The sequence below is a fragment of the Sphingomonas sp. genome, from assembly GCF_024508665.1.
Classification (GTDB): Bacteria; Pseudomonadota; Alphaproteobacteria; order Sphingomonadales; family Sphingomonadaceae; genus Sphingomonas.
Genome location: NZ_JANINP010000006.1, coordinates 296,323 through 313,837, shown reverse-complemented (window position 1 = coordinate 313,837; position 17,515 = coordinate 296,323). Strand labels below are relative to the sequence as shown.

The 17,515-nt window shown below is 65.2% G+C and carries 22 protein-coding genes; 7 read left to right on the top strand and 15 right to left on the bottom strand.

Annotated elements, in window-relative coordinates; genetic code table 11:
• Nucleotides 1-88 precede the first annotated feature (88 nt).
• Nucleotides 89-913 carry a metallophosphoesterase gene (locus Q0L25_RS10365; protein WP_296613975.1) on the top strand — a complete coding sequence of 275 codons (825 nt, stop codon included), beginning with the start codon at nucleotides 89-91 and terminating at the stop codon, nucleotides 911-913.
• A 49-nt stretch (nucleotides 914-962) separates the two neighbouring features.
• Here Q0L25_RS10365 and Q0L25_RS10360 read toward each other — a convergent pair whose 3' ends face one another.
• The 3 genes from Q0L25_RS10360 to Q0L25_RS10350 all read right to left on the bottom strand — a co-directional run bounded on the left by Q0L25_RS10360 (nucleotide 963) and on the right by Q0L25_RS10350 (nucleotide 2,420).
• Entirely contained in the window at nucleotides 963-1,454 is a 492-nt protein-coding gene (locus tag Q0L25_RS10360; RefSeq protein ID WP_296613974.1) for a DNA starvation/stationary phase protection protein, read from the bottom strand.
• A 100-nt stretch (nucleotides 1,455-1,554) separates the two neighbouring features.
• Complete coding sequence (locus Q0L25_RS10355; RefSeq protein WP_296613973.1) at nucleotides 1,555-2,112, bottom strand: hypothetical protein; 558 nt, start codon at nucleotides 2,110-2,112, stop codon at nucleotides 1,555-1,557.
• Nucleotides 2,112-2,420: a hypothetical protein gene (locus Q0L25_RS10350; protein WP_066587992.1), complete on the bottom strand. Its 309-nt coding sequence runs from the start codon at nucleotides 2,418-2,420 to the stop codon at nucleotides 2,112-2,114. The genes Q0L25_RS10355 and Q0L25_RS10350 overlap by 1 nt, the downstream gene beginning before the upstream one ends.
• A 167-nt stretch (nucleotides 2,421-2,587) precedes the next feature.
• Between Q0L25_RS10350 and rpmG the strand changes: the two genes are divergently transcribed.
• Nucleotides 2,588-2,755 carry a 50S ribosomal protein L33 gene (gene rpmG / locus Q0L25_RS10345; protein ID WP_046348982.1) on the top strand — a complete coding sequence of 56 codons (168 nt, stop codon included), beginning with the start codon at nucleotides 2,588-2,590 and terminating at the stop codon, nucleotides 2,753-2,755.
• A 229-nt stretch (nucleotides 2,756-2,984) separates the two neighbouring features.
• Here rpmG and Q0L25_RS10340 read toward each other — a convergent pair whose 3' ends face one another.
• Nucleotides 2,985-3,347 (bottom strand): response regulator, encoded by a 363-nt coding sequence (locus Q0L25_RS10340; protein ID WP_296613972.1) that lies wholly within the window; start codon nucleotides 3,345-3,347, stop codon nucleotides 2,985-2,987.
• Nucleotides 3,348-3,374: 27 nt separating this feature from the next.
• Between Q0L25_RS10340 and Q0L25_RS10335 the strand changes: the two genes are divergently transcribed.
• The 4 genes from Q0L25_RS10335 (at nucleotide 3,375) to Q0L25_RS10320 (ending at nucleotide 6,024) form a co-directional block, all read left to right on the top strand.
• Nucleotides 3,375-3,641, top strand: coding sequence for a DUF3572 family protein (locus Q0L25_RS10335; protein ID WP_296613970.1), 267 nt, complete (start codon nucleotides 3,375-3,377; stop codon nucleotides 3,639-3,641).
• The gene (locus tag Q0L25_RS10330; RefSeq protein ID WP_296613969.1) at nucleotides 3,638-4,276 is read left to right on the top strand and encodes an HAD family hydrolase; all 639 of its coding nucleotides are present in this window, start codon (nucleotides 3,638-3,640) and stop codon (nucleotides 4,274-4,276) included. Before Q0L25_RS10335 ends, Q0L25_RS10330 begins: the two co-directional genes overlap by 4 nt.
• Nucleotides 4,273-4,740: a RidA family protein gene (locus Q0L25_RS10325; RefSeq protein ID WP_296613967.1), complete on the top strand. Its 468-nt coding sequence runs from the start codon at nucleotides 4,273-4,275 to the stop codon at nucleotides 4,738-4,740. Before Q0L25_RS10330 ends, Q0L25_RS10325 begins: the two co-directional genes overlap by 4 nt.
• A 135-nt stretch (nucleotides 4,741-4,875) precedes the next feature.
• Nucleotides 4,876-6,024 (top strand): GNAT family N-acetyltransferase, encoded by a 1,149-nt coding sequence (locus tag Q0L25_RS10320; RefSeq protein WP_296613965.1) that lies wholly within the window; start codon nucleotides 4,876-4,878, stop codon nucleotides 6,022-6,024.
• On the opposite strand, the gene Q0L25_RS10315 is transcribed toward Q0L25_RS10320, so the two are convergent.
• From Q0L25_RS10315 to Q0L25_RS10290, 6 genes are all read right to left on the bottom strand, one after another.
• Complete coding sequence (locus tag Q0L25_RS10315) at nucleotides 5,999-7,645, bottom strand: hypothetical protein (protein ID WP_296613963.1); 1,647 nt, start codon at nucleotides 7,643-7,645, stop codon at nucleotides 5,999-6,001. The two genes, Q0L25_RS10320 and Q0L25_RS10315, sit on opposite strands and share 26 nt — an antisense overlap.
• Before the next feature lie 39 nt (nucleotides 7,646-7,684).
• Nucleotides 7,685-9,427: a hypothetical protein gene (locus Q0L25_RS10310; RefSeq protein WP_296613961.1), complete on the bottom strand. Its 1,743-nt coding sequence runs from the start codon at nucleotides 9,425-9,427 to the stop codon at nucleotides 7,685-7,687.
• On the bottom strand, nucleotides 9,424-9,828 hold the full coding sequence (locus tag Q0L25_RS10305) for a GtrA family protein (protein WP_296613959.1): 405 nt from the start codon (nucleotides 9,826-9,828) through the stop codon (nucleotides 9,424-9,426). Before Q0L25_RS10305 ends, Q0L25_RS10310 begins: the two co-directional genes overlap by 4 nt.
• Nucleotides 9,825-11,333, bottom strand: a complete 1,509-nt coding sequence (locus Q0L25_RS10300; protein ID WP_296613958.1) for an NAD(P)/FAD-dependent oxidoreductase — start codon at nucleotides 11,331-11,333, stop codon at nucleotides 9,825-9,827. The genes Q0L25_RS10305 and Q0L25_RS10300 overlap by 4 nt, the downstream gene beginning before the upstream one ends.
• A 183-nt stretch (nucleotides 11,334-11,516) precedes the next feature.
• Entirely contained in the window at nucleotides 11,517-12,734 is a 1,218-nt protein-coding gene (locus tag Q0L25_RS10295; RefSeq protein ID WP_296613957.1) for an argininosuccinate synthase, read from the bottom strand.
• Between the two features lie 40 nt (nucleotides 12,735-12,774).
• Nucleotides 12,775-14,130, bottom strand: a complete 1,356-nt coding sequence (locus tag Q0L25_RS10290) for an MATE family efflux transporter (protein WP_296613955.1) — start codon at nucleotides 14,128-14,130, stop codon at nucleotides 12,775-12,777.
• 70 nt (nucleotides 14,131-14,200) lie between these two features.
• Between Q0L25_RS10290 and Q0L25_RS10285 the strand changes: the two genes are divergently transcribed.
• Nucleotides 14,201-14,605 (top strand): DUF1801 domain-containing protein, encoded by a 405-nt coding sequence (locus Q0L25_RS10285; protein ID WP_296613953.1) that lies wholly within the window; start codon nucleotides 14,201-14,203, stop codon nucleotides 14,603-14,605.
• On the opposite strand, the gene nrdR is transcribed toward Q0L25_RS10285, so the two are convergent.
• From nrdR to rpiB, 5 genes are read right to left on the bottom strand one after another with little or no spacing between them, the layout of a single operon-like run.
• Nucleotides 14,602-15,066, bottom strand: coding sequence for a transcriptional regulator NrdR (gene nrdR, locus Q0L25_RS10280; RefSeq protein WP_066588043.1), 465 nt, complete (start codon nucleotides 15,064-15,066; stop codon nucleotides 14,602-14,604). The genes Q0L25_RS10285 and nrdR overlap by 4 nt on opposite strands.
• Before the next feature lie 6 nt (nucleotides 15,067-15,072).
• Nucleotides 15,073-15,282 (bottom strand): hypothetical protein, encoded by a 210-nt coding sequence (locus Q0L25_RS10275; RefSeq protein ID WP_296613950.1) that lies wholly within the window; start codon nucleotides 15,280-15,282, stop codon nucleotides 15,073-15,075.
• Nucleotides 15,283-15,292: 10 nt separating this feature from the next.
• Nucleotides 15,293-15,607: a zinc ribbon domain-containing protein gene (locus Q0L25_RS10270; RefSeq protein ID WP_296613949.1), complete on the bottom strand. Its 315-nt coding sequence runs from the start codon at nucleotides 15,605-15,607 to the stop codon at nucleotides 15,293-15,295.
• A 3-nt stretch (nucleotides 15,608-15,610) separates the two neighbouring features.
• The gene (glyA, locus tag Q0L25_RS10265; protein WP_296613947.1) at nucleotides 15,611-16,924 is read right to left on the bottom strand and encodes a serine hydroxymethyltransferase; all 1,314 of its coding nucleotides are present in this window, start codon (nucleotides 16,922-16,924) and stop codon (nucleotides 15,611-15,613) included.
• A gap of 3 nt (nucleotides 16,925-16,927) precedes the next feature.
• A complete protein-coding gene (rpiB, locus tag Q0L25_RS10260; protein WP_296613946.1) occupies nucleotides 16,928-17,383 on the bottom strand; it encodes a ribose 5-phosphate isomerase B in 456 nt (151 codons plus the stop codon).
• Nucleotides 17,384-17,515 lie beyond the last annotated feature (132 nt).

The window sequence follows — 17,515 nt, the reverse complement described above, 5'->3', positions numbered from 1 at the left end:
CACCAGAGGCGTTCGCTAAATCCTCCCCGGAACGGGGAGGAATTTCCAGACCATTGCCGACCGTTCGCGCCCCCCCTAGCGTTCGGCCATGCGAAAGCTTCTCAAGGTCCTGCTGATCCTGCTGCTGATCCTGGCAGGATTCTATCTCTATGCGCGCGCGGAGGCGCGGTGGGACCCCATCGTTCGCACCGCCACGATCAAGCTACCGCGCTGGCCGAAGGGCATTAAGCCGATCCGCGCCGTGCTGATCAGCGACGTGCATATCGGTAGCCACGCGATGGACGAAGCGCGCCTCAGCCGCATCGTCGACCAGATCAACGCGCTCAATCCCGACATCGTGCTGATGGCGGGCGACTTCATCTACGGCCACGATCCGCATGGCGCGCGGAAATTAGGGCCCGGTCTGATCGCGCCATTCAAGAAACTGCACCCGCCGCTCGGCGTCGTCGCGGTGCTGGGCAATCACGATCATTGGACCGGCGCCGACGATATCACCAGCCTGTTGGCCCAGGCGCGGATCACCGTGCTGGTCAACGACGTCACCGCCCGCGGGCCGATCGCGATCGGCGGGGTCGATGACGATTATACCAATCATGCCGACATCGCCGCGACGATGGCCAAGCTGCGCCCGTTCGAGGGAGCGCGCATCATCCTGACGCATTCGCCCGACATCGCGCCGCGATTGCCGGGGGACGTGCATCTGCTGCTCGCCGGCCATACGCATTGCGGCCAGGGGGTGCTGCCCATTTACGGCCCGGTCGCGAGCGTATCGCATTTCGGCGATCGCTATCGCTGCGGGCTGGTGCTCGATCCGGGACTTGCCGTGATCGTGACCGGTGGATTGGGCACGAGCGGCCCGCCGCTCCGATTCGGCGCGCCGCCCGATCTGTGGCTGATCACGCTGGAAGGGTGAAAGGTCCATGGGATTCCCCTCTCTTGCCGAGAGGGGAATCTCGAGCAGTTTACGCCTTGCGCCCCGCCTCGAACAGGAACCAGGCGCGGCGTTCGGCCTGATCGGTCCAGTCGTCGATCATCGCGCTGGTGGCATTGTCCTTGGCATTGTCGGCGATGTCCTTCGCCTCGCGAAGGCTTTCGACCAGCTTGAGATTATCGTCACGCAATTCCTTAAGCATGTCCTCCGGCGCGACGAAGTCCTGATCATTGTCCTTGATCGTCTGGTGCCGGGCGATGTCGCCGATCGAGCGCAAGGTGACGTTGCCGGTCTTGCGCACCCGCTCGGCAATGTCGTCGGTCGAGGCGAAGATCTGCGCAGCCTGCTCGTCGAGCATCAGATGGTAATCGCGGAAATGCGGGCCCGAGACGTGCCAGTGGAAGTTCTTGGTCTTGAGGTAGAGCGCGAACGAATCGGCGAGGATCGCGTTAAGCGCGTCCTTCACGCTTTTCGCGGCGTTGGAGGACAGATCGGTCGGCGTCTTGAGATCGGCGTTGGGCATGGTGTCTCCGTTGAGCGAAAGAATCGTTGCGACAACGGATCAATATAGGATTGGCTCCACCCTTCGCCGCACGAAAATGCCGGGCAGAGTGATCGAGCGGCTAGATCAACCGCAAGGCGGAGAATGCCAGCCAGAACCCCGCGACCGCGAGCAATCCGCCGACAACCAAGCTGATCGCGCGGTGCGGCAGGGTGCGCCAGATCAGGTCGCCGCCAAGCGCCGCGAAGCCCAACACAACCGCGCTGCCGATGAACCCGCCGATGCCGGCGAGCGCGGCTGTCCCGCTCATTGCCAGCGCGAGCGTGACGAATTCGGTGCGACCGCTCCACCCGCCGGCGATCAGTCGGACCGCGACGGTCCAGAACGGACGGCGCGCCTCGCCCGGCTCGATCGGCTTGCCCGGCCAGATTCCGCCGCTCGCCGCCGCAAGGAGCGCGAAGGCGACGAACAGGCGCTTTGGATTGGGGGTGAGATGCGGCGCGAGGAAGAAGCCCGCCATCGCGGCAATGGCATGGGCGATCAGGATTGCGACCAACGCACCGGCCAGCACCGCGCCGGACTTGCCCGAACGATCGGCGAAATGCGCGACATAAGTCGCGGTCGGATCAGTCGCGCGGATCAGCAAGGCGGCGACCAGCGCCGCCATCAATGAATCCATCAGCCGCCCAGTCGCATCGCACCGGCGGCAAGGAAGACATGGCCGGTCTGCGCATCGGTCTGGCCGCAGCCGACCGCTTCGCTCAGCATCGCAATCCAGCCGCGCACGATCATCCCGCTTTCGCCGCGCCCCAAGGCCGATTCGAGCGCATGCGCCACCGCCACGACGGGCAGCACGCCGGCCGCTTCGGCCACGCAACGAATCGAATCGACTTCGACGACGAGGTCGCGCGGGCGCACATGCCGCGCCATCAGGTCGAGCCGCGCGATCCGCGCGGCGAGATCGTCATTACGAGCAGAAACCCCCATTTCCTCTACTCCCGCTTCGCCTGCGCGAGAGTGCTACCGATATGGTAAAGGGGATGTTAAAGCCCCTTGCGCTTGACAATCTCCCTCGGCTGGGCCAATGGCCCGCCCCTGACAAGCGGCGGCGCGTCCGCCGCTTTTGCATTTCAAGCGAAACAGGAATTTGGGTCATGGCCAAGCCGACCACCGTCAAGATCAAGCTCGTCAGCTCGGCCGACACCGGCTTCTTCTACGTGACGAAGAAGAATCCGCGCACTCAGACCGAGAAGCTGTCGTTCCGCAAGTACGATCCCGTCGCGCGCAAGCACGTCGAGTTCAAGGAAGCGAAGATCAAGTAACTCGCGGTTACGCGAGTTACGCAGTCCCCGCGAAGGCGGGGACCCCGGGCCGCAGGGGAAACCCTCGCGGCCTTTTCGTTTTTAAGCCCTCGCCCGTAGCTCTCTGGCATCACCCCAGCGAAAGAGCGTCGGGTTTGGGCATGCCCCGCATGCTCAACCCGACGCTGGTCTCATGCGGCTCGCGCCATCGCTCGAGATCCCAGCTTTCGCTGGGATGACGGATATAGCGCTAAAGTAGCGCGTTCACCTCTTCCACAAATCGCGCGACCGAGATCGGCTTGGACACATAGGCGTCGGCACCCGCGCCACGAATCCGTTCTTCGTCCTCGCGCCCGGCATAAGCGGTCACCGCCATGATCGGAATCCGGCCCAAATCCCCGTCCGCCTTGATCTGCAGGATCAGATCATAGCCGCTGACATAGGGCAGCTGGATATCCATCACGATCAGGTCGGGCGCGAAGGCACGCGCGCGTTCGACCGCCTCGCGGCCGTCGCGCACCGGCTCCGTCTCGAATTCGTGCGCGCGCAGCAAATCGCAGAACAGCTTCAGATTGAGTTCGTTGTCCTCGACAACCAGCACGCGCTTTGCCAACGGGGTCTCCTTGGACACGACATAGCAATGAACCCGACCGACACCAACGACGCCCCGACCCTGGCATTGCACGCGCTGGCCTGGACGCTGGCCGATCCGGCGAGGGCGCACCGGCTGCTCGACTTGACCGGACTCGATGCCGAAGCCTTGCGCGGCTCGGCCGCGAATCGCGGTACCCAGGCGGCGGTGCTGGGGTTCCTCGAAGCGCATGAGCCCGATCTCGTCGCCTGCGCCACCGAACTCGGAGTCAAGCCCGAGGCGCTGGTCGCCGCCCGCCGGAGTCTGGAAGCATGACGCGGCCGCTGCTGATCTGCGATTGCGACGAGGTGCTGCTGCACATGGTGCGCCATTTCGGCACCTGGCTGCGCGAGCGCCATGACATCGCCTTCGCACATGAGACCGGTAGTTTCATCGCTATGACCCATGCCGACGGCAGTCCGGTCGATCACCAGCGGATCTGGGCGATGCTCGACGAATTCTTTCCTGCCGAGATGGAGCGCCAGACCCTGGTGCCCGGCGCCGCCGAAGCGCTGGCGGCGCTGTCCGAGAGCGCGGACATCGTCATCCTGACCAATCTGGGCGATCATTGCCGCGATCATCGCATCGAGCAGCTCGCGCGCCACGGCATCCGCCACCGCGTCGAAACCAATCAGGGCGGCAAGGGCGGCCCGGTCGCTCGACTGGTCGCGGAATATGGCAATCCCGTCACGGTTTTCGTCGATGATCTGGCGACCCACCACGAATCGGTTGCCAAGCACGCGCCCGCAGTCCACCGGCTGCACCTAGTCGCCGAGCCCGCAATGGCACCGCAAGTGCCGCCCGCGGCGCACGCGCACGCACGTATCGACGACTGGGGGGCCGCGCGCGACTGGATCGCCCAGCGCTTCGCCGCCGACCAGCCGGCCATAACAGAAGGGATTTCCGCATGACCGATCGTATCGACCGCAAGCTGGAGGAAATGGGCCTGAGCCTGCCGTTGCCGGCCGCGCCCGTCGCGTCCTATGTACCGACGGTCGACGCCAACGGCCTGCTTCATATTTCCGGGCAGCTGCCGTTCAAGGACGGCAAGGTGGTCACCGGCCGATTGGGCGACGGGATGGACAAGGTCGCGGGGCAGGAAGCGGCCGAATTGTGCGGGCTGATGCTGGTCGCGCAGATCAAGGCGGCGCTGGGCGGCGACCTCAGCCGGGTCGAGCGGATCGTCAAGCTGGGCGTGTTCGTCAATTCGGCACCCGATTTCACCGATCAGCCCGAAGTCGCAAATGGCGCGTCGAACCTGATGGAAGCTTTGTTCGGCGAAGCCGGCAAGCACGCCCGCAGCGCTGTCGGCGTCGCGGCGCTGCCGCGCGGCGCCGCGGTCGAGGTCGATGCAGTCGTCAAGCTGGCCGACTGAGCCAACGACGAACAAACGAACTAAACGTCATGCCGGGCTTGTCCCGGCATCCACCGATCCGCATATTCCACGCATGCGAGGAAAGCGGCACAGTGGACCCCGGCACGAGGCCGGGGTGACGAAAGACTGCGGCCAGTGAGTCGCGCGCCAATTACCGCACGAATTTCGGAAGGCGTGTCGCAAATCGCGGCGGCCGACTGGGACGCCTGCGCCGGCACCGGCAATCCGTTCGTGCGCCACGCTTTCCTCTCCATTCTCGAAGAATCGGGCAGTGTCGGGCGCGGCACCGGGTGGCAGGCGCTGCCAGTCATCGTCGACGGCCCGGACGGCCGTCCGGCCGCGATCGCGCCAGCCTATGCCAAGAGCCACAGCCAGGGCGAATATGTCTTCGACCATGCCTGGGCCGACGCCTGGGAGCGCGCCGGCGGCGATTATTATCCCAAGCTGCAGATCGCCGCGCCGTTCACGCCGGTGCCGGGGCCCCGACTGCTGTTACGCAACCCGGCGACAGCCCCCGCGCTGATCGGCGCGATCGAGGCGCTGACCGATCAGAACGGCCTTAGCTCGGCGCACGCGACCTTCGTTACACCGGATCAAATCCCTTTTTTCGAGGCAGCGGGCTGGCTGATCCGCGAAGGCACTCAGTTCCACTGGCGCAATGACGGCTATGCGACGTTCGACGATTTCCTCGCCGCGCTCGCCAGCCGCAAGCGCAAGGCGATTCGTCAGGAGCGTGCCAAGGCAGTCGAGGGCCTGACCATCCGTCACGTCACCGGTGCCGAATTGACCGAGGCGCATTGGGACGCCTTCTGGGCATTCTATCAGGATACCGGCAGCCGCAAATGGGGCCATCCCTATCTGACGCGCCCGTTCTTCTCCCTGCTCGGCGAGCGGATGGCGGACGATGTGCTGCTGATCCTGGCCGAACGCGACGGCCGCCCGATCGCGGGGGCGCTCAACCTGATCGGTGCCGACACGCTCTATGGCCGCTATTGGGGCTGTGTCGAGGACGTGCCCTTCCTCCATTTCGAGCTCTGCTATTACCAGGCGATCGACGCGGCGATCGCGCGCGGGCTCAAGACGGTCGAGGCAGGCGCGCAAGGCGAGCACAAATTGGCCCGCGGCTACGTCCCCGTGCCGACCTGGTCGGCGCATTACATTCCCGACCGCAATTTTCGCCGCGCGATTGCCGATTTCCTGGCGCGCGAGCGCGCCGGCGTCGAGAGCGACCAGCAATATCTCGCGCAGCTCACGCCGTTCAGAAGAGGGGAACCTTGCTCTTAGGCGGAAGCGGAAAGTCGCTCCTCTTGGCCTGCGGCGCCACCTCGACATGGTTCACCTTGAACACCGCGCTGTCGCCGCTGCGCCAGATCGGCGTCAGGTCCTGGACGTATTTGGCGTGATAGGGCGGCGGGGTGATCAGCCACACATAATCGAACGCCGGGCGCGGGAAGAGCGCCAGGCTGCGGTCGATCGGCCTCCACCATTCGCGCGCGCACTGGCGCTCGGTGACGATTTCCGATGGGTCATGCGAGAAATGCCCGGCGGCGACATATTTTGTCGTGAGCAATTGCGCGCCGGGCATAGACCATTGGTCGTTGGTATAGGCGGCGTTGCGTTCTAGCGCGAGCCCGGGCAGGTGCTCGAGCCGGCTCATCAGCCATTCGTTATTGCACGTCTTGCCGACGAAGCTGACCAAGCGCGCGCCGACCGGGATATGGTCGAGCGCCTTGAGTTCGCGGTCGTAATTCTGGTCGAAAATGTAGAAGCTGACGGTCGTCGCGGTGGTGCGGACCAGCACGAAAGCAAGGCCGAGCGCCGCGACCGTCGTCATCGCGCGAGACGAGACCAGCTTTTTTGGCCGGATCGCGACCACGCCGATGGCGACCATGAACGGCGCCAGCCGCATATCGGCATAAGCCGAACCGAACACGATGCGCGGCAACAGCACGAAGACCGCGACCAGGAACAAGGTCGAAAGGCCGACCGCGCGCGAATATTCGAAATTGGGGTCGCGCACCGCCTTGTAGATGACGAGCCCGATCACCGCCACCGAGGCGATGTCGAACGCCATCCAGCGATCGCGCAGCATCATCGTCAGCCAGCTGATCTTGGCCTGCCAGTTGAACCAGTCGCCGGTCTGCCCGCTGACATGCTGACCATTGCGCCAGGCGATCATCAGCAACATCGGCAAGCAGAGCGGCAGGCAGTGCAGTCCGGCGCGCACGAACCCCATCGCCCAGCGCTTGGCGCCTTCGCGCGTGATCGGTCCGATCCGCGCGCCGACCTGGTCCTTTATGCGATCATGCTCGCGCACCATTTCCGCCGAGAAGGCGAGCACGCCGAGCACGCCCCAACCGAATGTGTGGCAAATCCACAGGATGCACGACAGCGGCACGAAGATGATCGCGCGCAGCCGGAACTTCTTGAGCCGCGCGAGCCGCAGCCACAGCGCGAACATCGGCAGCGCCCAGGCCATCGACAGCATGAAGTTCACGAAGCCGAATTGCAGCGGGTAGCAATAAGCGAGCGGCAGCGCGAACAAGGCGGTGGGCGGGATGCGCCCGTGCACTTCGCGCGCGATCCACAACAGTCCGATCACGATCAGCGGCGGGATCGACAGCACGATCAGCTTGACCGAAAGTTCGAGCCCGAAGATGGGATGCATGATCTCGACCAGCAGATCGACGCCGAGATTGCCGATCAGCGACCATTGGAAATTGTACCAGTCGAGCAGCCAGGGATAATTCTGGAGATCGACCTGGACGCGATACCGACCCATATGTCCGGGCAGATCGACGAGCGGCGGGATGTCGGGCCATAACAACGGCACCATCGACAACAACGCCATCACCACCACGAAGGTGCGCGTCTGCCACCATTGAAGTTTGTCGTTGCCGTCCATCTTCGCGGCTTTAGGCACGAGCAGGGTCGCGCCGCAAGGTCAACGCACGCGCCAGACCTTGGCCGGCGAGCCCGGCAATGCGACCGGCGTCAGCCAAGCCGGCGTACGGCCGGCATCGAGACCTGCCAGAAACCCGGAGGGCGCTTCGCTTTCGTAGATCATGATCTCGGGCAGCCCCGGGCAGAACGCGACATAGTCGATCCGCCGCCTGAGGACGATGGCATGGGCCTGCGCCTCGGTTCCGACAAATGCCGCGATCACATCATGCATCGCGGTCGCGCCGCGATGATGTCCGCTCGCGACGGCATCGTGCGGCGTTAACAGCAGGATCGCAGGCGAAATATCGAGCGGCGCGAGCACGTTGCCGCGCGGCAGTGCATGGAGCGCCTGCATGTCACTCGCGTCGAGGCAGCCCATCGCCCGATGGACTGTCGCGACGCGCGGGTCGGGCGCCAATGCTCGCAACGTGGCGCCGAAAACCGCGCCCGGCGCTGCCGCGGCGAGCACGCATGACGTCGCCAAAATCCGTTTGGGCAGGTTGTCGATGGTCCTGGCCCGTAGAAGCAGGGGATGAAGCAAGCGCACCGCGCCCACGATTGCCAGCAGATTGGCGACCCCGCCGGCACGCTGGACGACAATCGCCGCTGCGGTCGCCGCCGCCAGCAGGAACGCGAGGGTGATCCAGCGCGTGCGCGCTTCGCCCGCGCTTTTCCTCACCGCAAGGGCGGCACCGGCCAACCCAAGCAGCGGAAGGGCGATGGTGTCGGCGATCACGGACGGCGCCTGGTCCCATAGCGGCAGACCCTCCGCCACGTTCATGTACCAGAAGTGATGAACCAGCGGATCGAGCTGACCGAACGGGCCCGCCGCGCATTGCGGCGCGAGCAACGGGAGCGGCACGAGCGCGGCCACGCCGACGCCCGCCAGCCCGATCACACGACCGATGATCGTCCGGACCGGCAGCGCCGTCAGGGCGATCGTGCCTGCCGCCGCGGCCACGAGCATCGCCAGATAGACGGGAGACACTGCGTCGCAAGGCGACACCCGCCAGGCGGCCGCCGGATGCAATACCAGGAAGAGGAGGACGACGCCCAAAGCGGTGCCGGCCACCGTAGCCGTCAGCAGCGCGCGGTTGGCGGGCGCCACTGCCCATTTGAGCGAGACCAGCGCCAGGATCGCCGCGATCATCGGCAAGCCTTCGAGCGAGATCGACAGCCAGATCGCAATCGCTGTTCCGGCCAGCAGGCCAGCCTTCCTGGTCGGAGCGCCGGCCAGCGCATAGGCGGCAAGCAATGCGGTCGCCATCTGCCAGCCGTGATGGTCGATCCGCATCGGCCGAAGCTGGTGGAGAACTTCCACGCCCAGGGGTACGATACACACCGCCATCAGTGCCGCGCCGTCATTCGCGAGCACGCGTCGGGCCAGCGCCGCGACCAATGCCATCACCGTGCCGAGCGTCAGCAGCGGCACGACCACGAGCGCGACATGCTCGGCGGCGAGCTGGCCGAGCAGCGGCCGCAGTGCCACGATCACCACCGCGATCGGCAGATCGACCACGCGTGACCAGTGCATCGGCACGCCGTCGGGAAGGTTGAGACGATGCTGGGTCAGATCGAACCAGCTCTGCCCCGCCAGCCAGTCGCGGACCTGCAGCAGCCGCATCTGATCGTCGGGATCGGGAAAGCGCCATGCGACGATTGCGCTCCAGGCAATCACGACGAGGAGGATCGACGTTATCGCCCAGATCGCTGCGACCGACAGCCAGAAGCGCCGTTCGGTCATGCGAAGACGATTTTCGCCCGCAAGAGATATGTAGCCTGGAAGCTCGCTGCGACGGCGACCAGTTTGGCCAGCCGGGCGTCGATGCCGAATTGGACCGCGAGGCTGACGATGGCGACGGTGATCAACAGCCCGGCGAAGGCCGAAAGCAGGAACAGCGCCTGTTGCCGGGCGCGGTCGATGCCGATGTCGCGCAGCTCACCGGCGAACACCAGCCGGCTCGATATCAGCCAATGGACCAGGATGCCCGCGCTGTAGCTGAGCGCCGACAGCAGCGCGATCGGCATGCCAGTGGTCCGTAGCGCCAGGAACAGGGAGAAATCGAAGCCGAGCGCGACCACGCTCGCGGCGAGATAGCGCAAATAGGTCGCTCGCCACAGCAAGGCCATGACGCGATTCATCATGCGACTTGCAGGCGCGCCGGGACGAGGCGCTCAGAGGCCAACGCGGCGCGCTCGCCCTCATTGCCGCTCTCGTGATATTCGGCGTCCTCGTTGACCGCCCAGATGTCGTAGATGCGCTCGCCCGCCTGGATGTTGCGGACGGTGAGCATCGCCGTCATCATCGCGTGATCCTGATTGTTGTAGCGATGCATGCCGTTGCGGCCGACCAGGTGGAGCGTCGGATAGCGCGCTTCGAGCTCGGTCCGCATCTCCTCGACATTTGTCCGATAGGCGTCGTCATAGACCGGATAGGCCTTTTCCTGCCGCACGACGCGGCCGCCGACCACGGTGGCCGGATCGGCCAGCCCCAAAGTCGCGAGTTCCTTGGTCGCCAGCGCGACGAGATCGTCGTCCGAGGCCGACCACAGGCCGTCGCCTTCGAAACAGAAATATTCGAGGCCAACACAGGCGAGCGATTCGTCCGGCACCATTTCCGGCGACCAGCTGCGAAAATTCTGGACGCGGCCTACCTTCACGCGCGGATCGTGGATGTAGATCCAATTGTCGGGGAACAAATCGTCCGACCGGATCATCAGCGCCACGGTCAGGAAGTCACGATAATTGAGGTCGAGGGCGTTGGGCAGGGTCGCCGGCAGCGGATGGATCCGCCCCGCCAGCTCGCGCATCGGCGCCGACGAGATGACATGGGCGGCGTTGATCGTCAGCATTTCGTCACCACGACGCGCGGCGACGCGCCAGCGGCCCGTCGCCTGGTCCTGGCTGATCTGGTGGAGCGCGGTGCCCATCAGCACGCGATTGCCGCCGGCGAGTACCTTGTCGCGCGCCGCGTCCCACATCATACCCGGCCCCTGGCGCGGATAGCGGAAGGTCTCGAGCAACGTCTTGACCGCCATGCCGTCATTGCGTTTCTTGTTGAGGCCGAGCGAGCGCTTGAGCCCGTCGATCACGGCACCACCCAGACTCAGTCCCTTGATGCGCTGCGCCGCCCAGTCCGCCGACATCTCGTCGCACGGCATGCCCCAGACCTTCTCGGTATAGGTCTTGAAGAAGATCGAATAGAGTTTGTGGCCGAACTGGTTGACCACCCATTGTTCGAACGAGCGCGGATTCTTGGTCGGGAACGCCTTGGCCTTGGCATAGCTCAGCATGCACATCGTCGAGCGCCAGATGCCGAGGTTCATCAGCGCCTCGAACCCGCGCAGGGGATAGCTGTAGAACTTGCCCTCGTAATAGATGCGGCTCATCCGCGGGCGCTCGATGAAGTCGTCGGGCAGGATCTCGTTCCAGAGATCGACCACCTCTTTCGATTTCGAGAAAAAGCGGTGGCCGCCGATATCGAACCGGAAGCCGTCATGCTCGACGGTGCGGCTGATGCCGCCGACATAGACCGGGTCCTTCTCGATCACGGTGACCGAATAGCCGAGCTTGGTCAGCTGATAGGCGGCGGTCAGGCCCGCCGGGCCGGCGCCGATGATCGCGACATCGACTGCCTGGTCGTCCCGCATGTCTACTTTCCCCCGAACCGCGATGGTCCGGAGAGCCTTGGCGGGAAAGTGGTTAACGGACCCCTAAGGCGCGCTTGGGGTTGAGCGGAATCGGACCATTCCTACTCGGCCAAGCTGGCGGGAGACGCGGACCGGCACCTATTAGCCGTCATCCCAGCTTTCGCTGGGATGACGGACGTTGGCTCAGCGGTCGCGGCGCCCCAACAATCGCAACCGCAATGCGTTCAGCTTGATGAAGCCGGCGGCGTCGCGCTGGTCATAGGCGCCCTGATCGTCCTCGAAGGTGACGACCTTCTCGCTGTAGAGCGAATAAGGCGATTTGCGGCCGACCACATACACCCCGCCCTTGTAGAGCTTGAGGCGAACGGTGCCGGTGACTTTTTCCTGGCTGTAGTCGATCGCCGCCTGGAGCATCTCGCGCTCGGGCGAGAACCAGAAGCCGTTATAGATCAATTCGGCATAGCGCACCGCGAGCTCGTCCTTGAGGTGCGCGGCGCCGCGGTCGAGCGTCAATTGCTCGATGCCGCGATGCGCGAGGTGATAGATGGTACCGCCCGGCGTCTCGTACATGCCGCGCGACTTCATGCCCACGAAGCGGTTCTCGACGAGGTCGAGCCGACCGATGCCGTGGCGCTTGCCCAGTTCGTTGAGCCTGGTCAGCAACGTCGCGGGCGACATGCCCTCGCCATTCAACGCGACGCCGTCGCCGCGCTCGAAATCGATCGTGATGATCTCGGGCGTGTCGGGCGCGTCCTCCGGATTGTTGGTGCGCGAATAGACGTAGTCGGGCACTTCCTCCCACGGGTCCTCGAGCACCTTGCCCTCGGACGAGGTGTGGAGAAGATTGGCGTCGGTCGAGAACGGCGCTTCGCCGCGCTTGTCCTTCGAGACCGGGATCTGGTGCTGTTCGGCGAATTCGATCAGCTTGGTGCGGCTGGTCAGATCCCATTCGCGCCACGGCGCGATCACCTTGATGTCGGGCGCCAGCGCGTAATAGCCGAGCTCGAAGCGGACCTGGTCGTTGCCCTTGCCGGTGGCGCCATGGCTGACCGCGTCGGCATTGACCATCTTGGCGATCTCGATCTGGCGCTTGGCGATCAGCGGCCGCGCGATCGAGGTGCCGAGCAGGTACAGGCCTTCATAGAGCGCATTGGCGCGCATCATCGGGAAGACGTAATCCTTGACGAATTCCTCGCGCAGGTCGTCGATGAAGATGTGCTCGGGCTTGACCCCGGCCATCTCGGCCTTCTTGCGCGCCGGCTCCAGCTCCTCGCCCTGGCCGAGGTCGGCGGTGAAGGTCACCACCTCGCATTGATAGGTCTGCTGGAGCCATTTGAGGATGACGCTGGTGTCGAGGCCGCCCGAATAAGCGAGAACAACACGATTGATCTTTTCCGACATGGCGGCTCCGCAAACTGGAAGGGGGATTTGCGATGCGCCTCTAGGTTCCGGGGGACGGTTCCGCAAGCGGTGGGGGCGTTCCCACCTGCTTGAGTAGTCCCGGCCACCACAAAGCGAGCGCGCCGGCGCGATAGACATAGCTCAAGGTGAGCGCGATCCACACGCCAAGCGGCCCCCAGGGTCGCATCGCCAGGTCGGTCGCGATGTACAAAGCTGTCGAGAGGATCGCGGCGTTTCTCAATGCCTTGCCTTGGGTCGCGCCGATGAAGACGCCGTCGAGCAGCCAGGCCGGCGCGCCGATCAGCGGCTGCAGCGCTGCGAAGGGAGCGAGCGCCAGCGCGCGCTCCTGGACCTGGGGATTGCTGGTCATCAGCTCGACCAGGAAGCGGCCGCCGAACGCGATCGCCGCGACGAACACCAGCCCGCTCGCGAACGAGAATTCGCCGGTCAGCCGGATCGCGCGGAGGAAATCGTCGCGCGACTTTGCCCCGATCGCCTGGCCGACGCGCGATTCGGCGGTGAAGGCGAAACCGTCCAGCACGTAGGCGGCGAGACCGACAAACTGCGACAGGACATGATTGGCGCCGAGCTGGACCGGCCCCAGCCGCGCGCCGGCATTGGCGAACCAGCCGAACAGGATCAGCAAGGCGACGGTGCGGACCATGATATCGGCATTGACCCCGAAAAGCCGCTTGAGCGCGGCCGGGTCGAAGGCGCGCGCCAGTTCGCCGCGGATCGCGGCGCGGCCGTCGCGCCCCAGCACGAAAGCGGCGATGGTGAGCCCGGTCGCCAGCGCAATCCACTCCGCGCTCGACGTGCCGAAGCCGACGCCACGCGCGCCCCAGCCGAAATGCCAGACGAAGATCAGGTCGAGCGCGATATTGGCAGTGTTCATCACGATCTGGAGCAGCAGCGCCGCCCGCGTCCGCCCCAATCCAAGCAGCCAGCCGTTGATCGCGAAACCTGCGAGCGCGGCAGGCGCCCCGAACAAGCGGGCGGCGACGAACCCTTCCGCCACTGCATCGAGTTCGCCCGACCCCGCGAAGATGCGGAACGCGAGCGGGACGATCACCGCCTGGAGCGCGAGCAGGGCAGCACCGAGTCCGACTCCCAAAGCGATGCCGCGGATCAGCAGCGCGCGCACCTCTTTTCCGTCCTTGGCTCCCTCGGCCTGCGCGGTTAGCCCGGTCATTCCCATCCGCAGGAAGCCGAAGGTCCAGAACAGGAACGTCACCACGAAACTGCCGAGCGCGACCGCTGCCAGCGCCACCGCGTCACCGGTTCGCCCGATGACGGCGGTGTCGACCAGCCCGACCAACGGCACAGTGATCTGGCCAATCATGATCGGCCAGGCCTGCGCGGCGATCGAGCGACGAGTGATCGCGGAGGCGGTCATGGCGCGCGACTTAAGCGAAGCAGGGACGGCGTGCTAGGCTGAGCGGACCGACTCGCCAGGGATGCGATCGATGGCCGAAAACAAGACCATGCCGACGACAATCGACGCTCAGGCGTTCCTGGCGGCAATCGACCATCCGCAGCGCCGCGCCGACGGCCAGGCGCTAGCCGCGATCATGACGCGCATCTCAGGCGAGCCGCCGGTGATGTGGGGGCCGTCGATCGTCGGGTTCGGTCGCCATCGCTACAAATATGAAAGTGGACGCGAGGGCGAGATTTGCTCGATCGGCTTTTCGCCACGCAAGGCGGCGCTGGTTCTCTACCTGAGCTGTGATCTCGACTCGAGTCAGGCATTGCTCGACCGGCTGGGCAAGCACGAACGCGGCGGCGGCTGCCTCTACATCAAGAAGCTCGCCGATGTAGAGGCGGCAATATTAGAGGAAATGATCGCGACCGCCTGGGCGGCACACGCCTAGGGCTTGGCCCCGATCTCGCTCACGCTGCCGGCGAATTCCTCGAAATCCTTGGCCTCGGTGAAGTCCTTATAAACGCTGGCGAAGCGGATATAGGCGACCGAGTCGAGACCCTTCAGTCCCTCCATCACCATCTGCCCGATTTGCTGCGCGCGGATTTCCGGATCACCGCTGGTTTCAAGCTGGCGCTGGATTCCCGACACCAGTTTCTCGATCCGCACCGGATCGATCGGGCGCTTGCGCGTCGCGACCGAAATCGAGCGCATCAATTTCTCGCGGTCGAACGGTTCGCGGCGGTCGTCGCTCTTGAGCACGACCAGATCGCGCAGCTGGATGCGCTCGAACGTGGTGAAGCGCGCCGCGCAGCCCTCGCATTGCCGGCGGCGACGGATCGCCGCGCCGTCCTCGGTCGGACGCGAATCCTTAACCTGGCTATCTTCATGGCCGCAAAAGGGGCAGCGCAAGGCCGATCAGTCCTTCGTCAGAGCATCGAGCGCGGCTGCACCGGCTCCGATTACCGCCCCGCCGATCAGGCCGATGCCCGCGACCGGCAGCGAGGCGACCGCCCCCAGCACCGCGCCGCGCTTCAGCGCGCCGCCGACGCCCCGCTCGGGCTCACCGGTGCGCGAGCGGTGGAGAGCGGCGCGTGCGGCCGCGAGCGTGTCGTCAGAAGAACTCATCCAAGCCCCTTTATTTGGCGAATCGATTATACGCCATGATGCCGGCACCGATCAGCGCACCGGTCGCCATCGAAATCGGCAGCACGATCGCCGCCACCGCGCCTACCGCCGCGGCGCCCGCGATCTTCTGCGCATCTTCGTTCTTCATCAGGTCGCGTGCGGTCTTCTCCGCCTCGGCGGCACTGTTCATCACGAACGCCTTGGCCTCCTCATAGGTCGTCGAGCCGTCGCCGGTCGCCACGCCGCACGTCGGGCAGAATTTCGCGCCCTCGGGCAGCGCCGCGTCGCAATGCGTGCACATCCGCTTCAGATTGTCTTCACTCATGACTTAGCCTTCCGGATAGATCGGGAACCGGTGACATAGTGCATTAACACGCTCACGCACAGCCATTTCGACTTGCGCGTCGCCCTGTTCGCCATTTTTGGCGAGGCCGTCGAGCACGTCGGCGACCATATTGCCGATCTCGCGGAATTCGGCGGGGCCGAATCCGCGCGTGGTGCCGGCGGGAGATCCGACCCGGATGCCGCTGGTCTTGACCGGGGGCAAAGGATCGTTGGGGATACCGTTCTTGTTGCAGGTGATGCCCGCGCGTTCGAGCGCTTCGTCGGCATCCTTGCCGGTGACGCCCAATGGCGTCAGGTCGATCAGCGCGAGGTGCGTGTCGGTGCCGCCCGACACCACCGCCGCGCCGCGCTCGGCGAGCGTCGCCGCCAGCACCTTGGCATTCTCGATGATCGCCGCGGCATAGAGTTTGAAGTCGGGGCGTAGCGCCTCACCGAACGCGACGGCCTTGGCGGCGATGACGTGCATCAGCGGCCCGCCCTGCAGGCCGGGAAACACCGCCGAGTTGATCTTCTTGGCGATCGCCTCGTCGTTGGTGAAGACGGCGCCACCGCGCGGGCCGCGCAGGGTCTTGTGAGTCGTGGTGGTGACGACATGGGCATGGCCGAACGGGCTCGGATGGGCACCGCCCGCGACCAGCCCGGCGAAATGGGCCATGTCGACCATGAAGATCGCGCCCACTTCGTCGGCGATGGCGCGGAACCTGGCGAAGTCGATCTGGCGCGGATAGGCCGAGCCGCCGGCGATGATCAGCCTGGGCTTGTGCTCGCGCGCCTTGGCCGCGACTTCGTCGAAATCGATCAGGTGAGTCGTGGCGTCGACGCCGTATTGCACCGCGTTGAACCACTTGCCCGACATTGCCGCCTTGGCCCCGTGGGTCAGGTGGCCGCCCGAATCGAGGCTAAGCCCCATGATCGTCTCGCCCGGCTTGACCAATGCGAGCATCACCGCGCCGTTCGCCTGCGCCCCCGAATGCGGCTGGACGTTGGCGAAGTCGCAGCCGAACAATTCCTTGGCGCGGTCGATCGCCAGCTGCTCGACCTCGTCCGACGGGTGGCAGCCCTGGTAATAGCGCTTGCCCGGATAGCCTTCGGCATATTTGTTGGTGAACACCGACCCCTGTGCCTCGAGCACCGCCTTGGAGACGATGTTCTCCGACGCGATCAGCTCGATCTGGTTCTGCTCGCGGGCGAGTTCGTGGCGCACACCAGCGAACACCGCGGGGTCGGCCTCGGCCAGGCCGCGAGTGAAATAGCCGTCGGGCTGGACGTCGTGGAGCGCGGAAGGGTTGGTGCTCATCGATCAGGCTTTCGTTGGATTGGCGGGCGTTGGGTTTCCGAGCTTGTCGACCCGGTGCTGGTGGCGGCCCCCGGCAAAGGGCGTTGAGAGAAAGGCTTCGAGGCAGGCGATCGCCATCGCCTCGCCGGTCAGCCGCGCGCCGATCGCGATCGCATTGGCGTCGTTATGCTCGCGGGCAAGCGCGGCCGACAGCGGTTCGGAGACGAGTGCACAGCGCACCTTGGGGTTACGATTGACCGCGATCGAGATGCCGATGCCGGACCCGCAAAGGGCGACACCGCGATCAGCCGCGCCCGATGCGACCGCGTCGGCGAGCTTGTAGCCATAATCGGGATAATCGACGCTCGCGCCGTCGTGCGGACCCAGATCGTCGACCTCATGGCCGGCCGCACGCAACCATTCCGCAAGCACTGCCTTGAGCGCGATGGCGGCATGATCGGACGCGATGGCGATGCGCATGAACTGGGCGCGGGTCCTTTGAGCTGTCGTGTGGAGACGCCCTTACCGGTCCCATGCGCGTTATGCCACCCCGACTTTACCTTTTCTATGCTTTGAAGCGGCTGGCCGACACGGCGCGCCCTCGTCTCATTC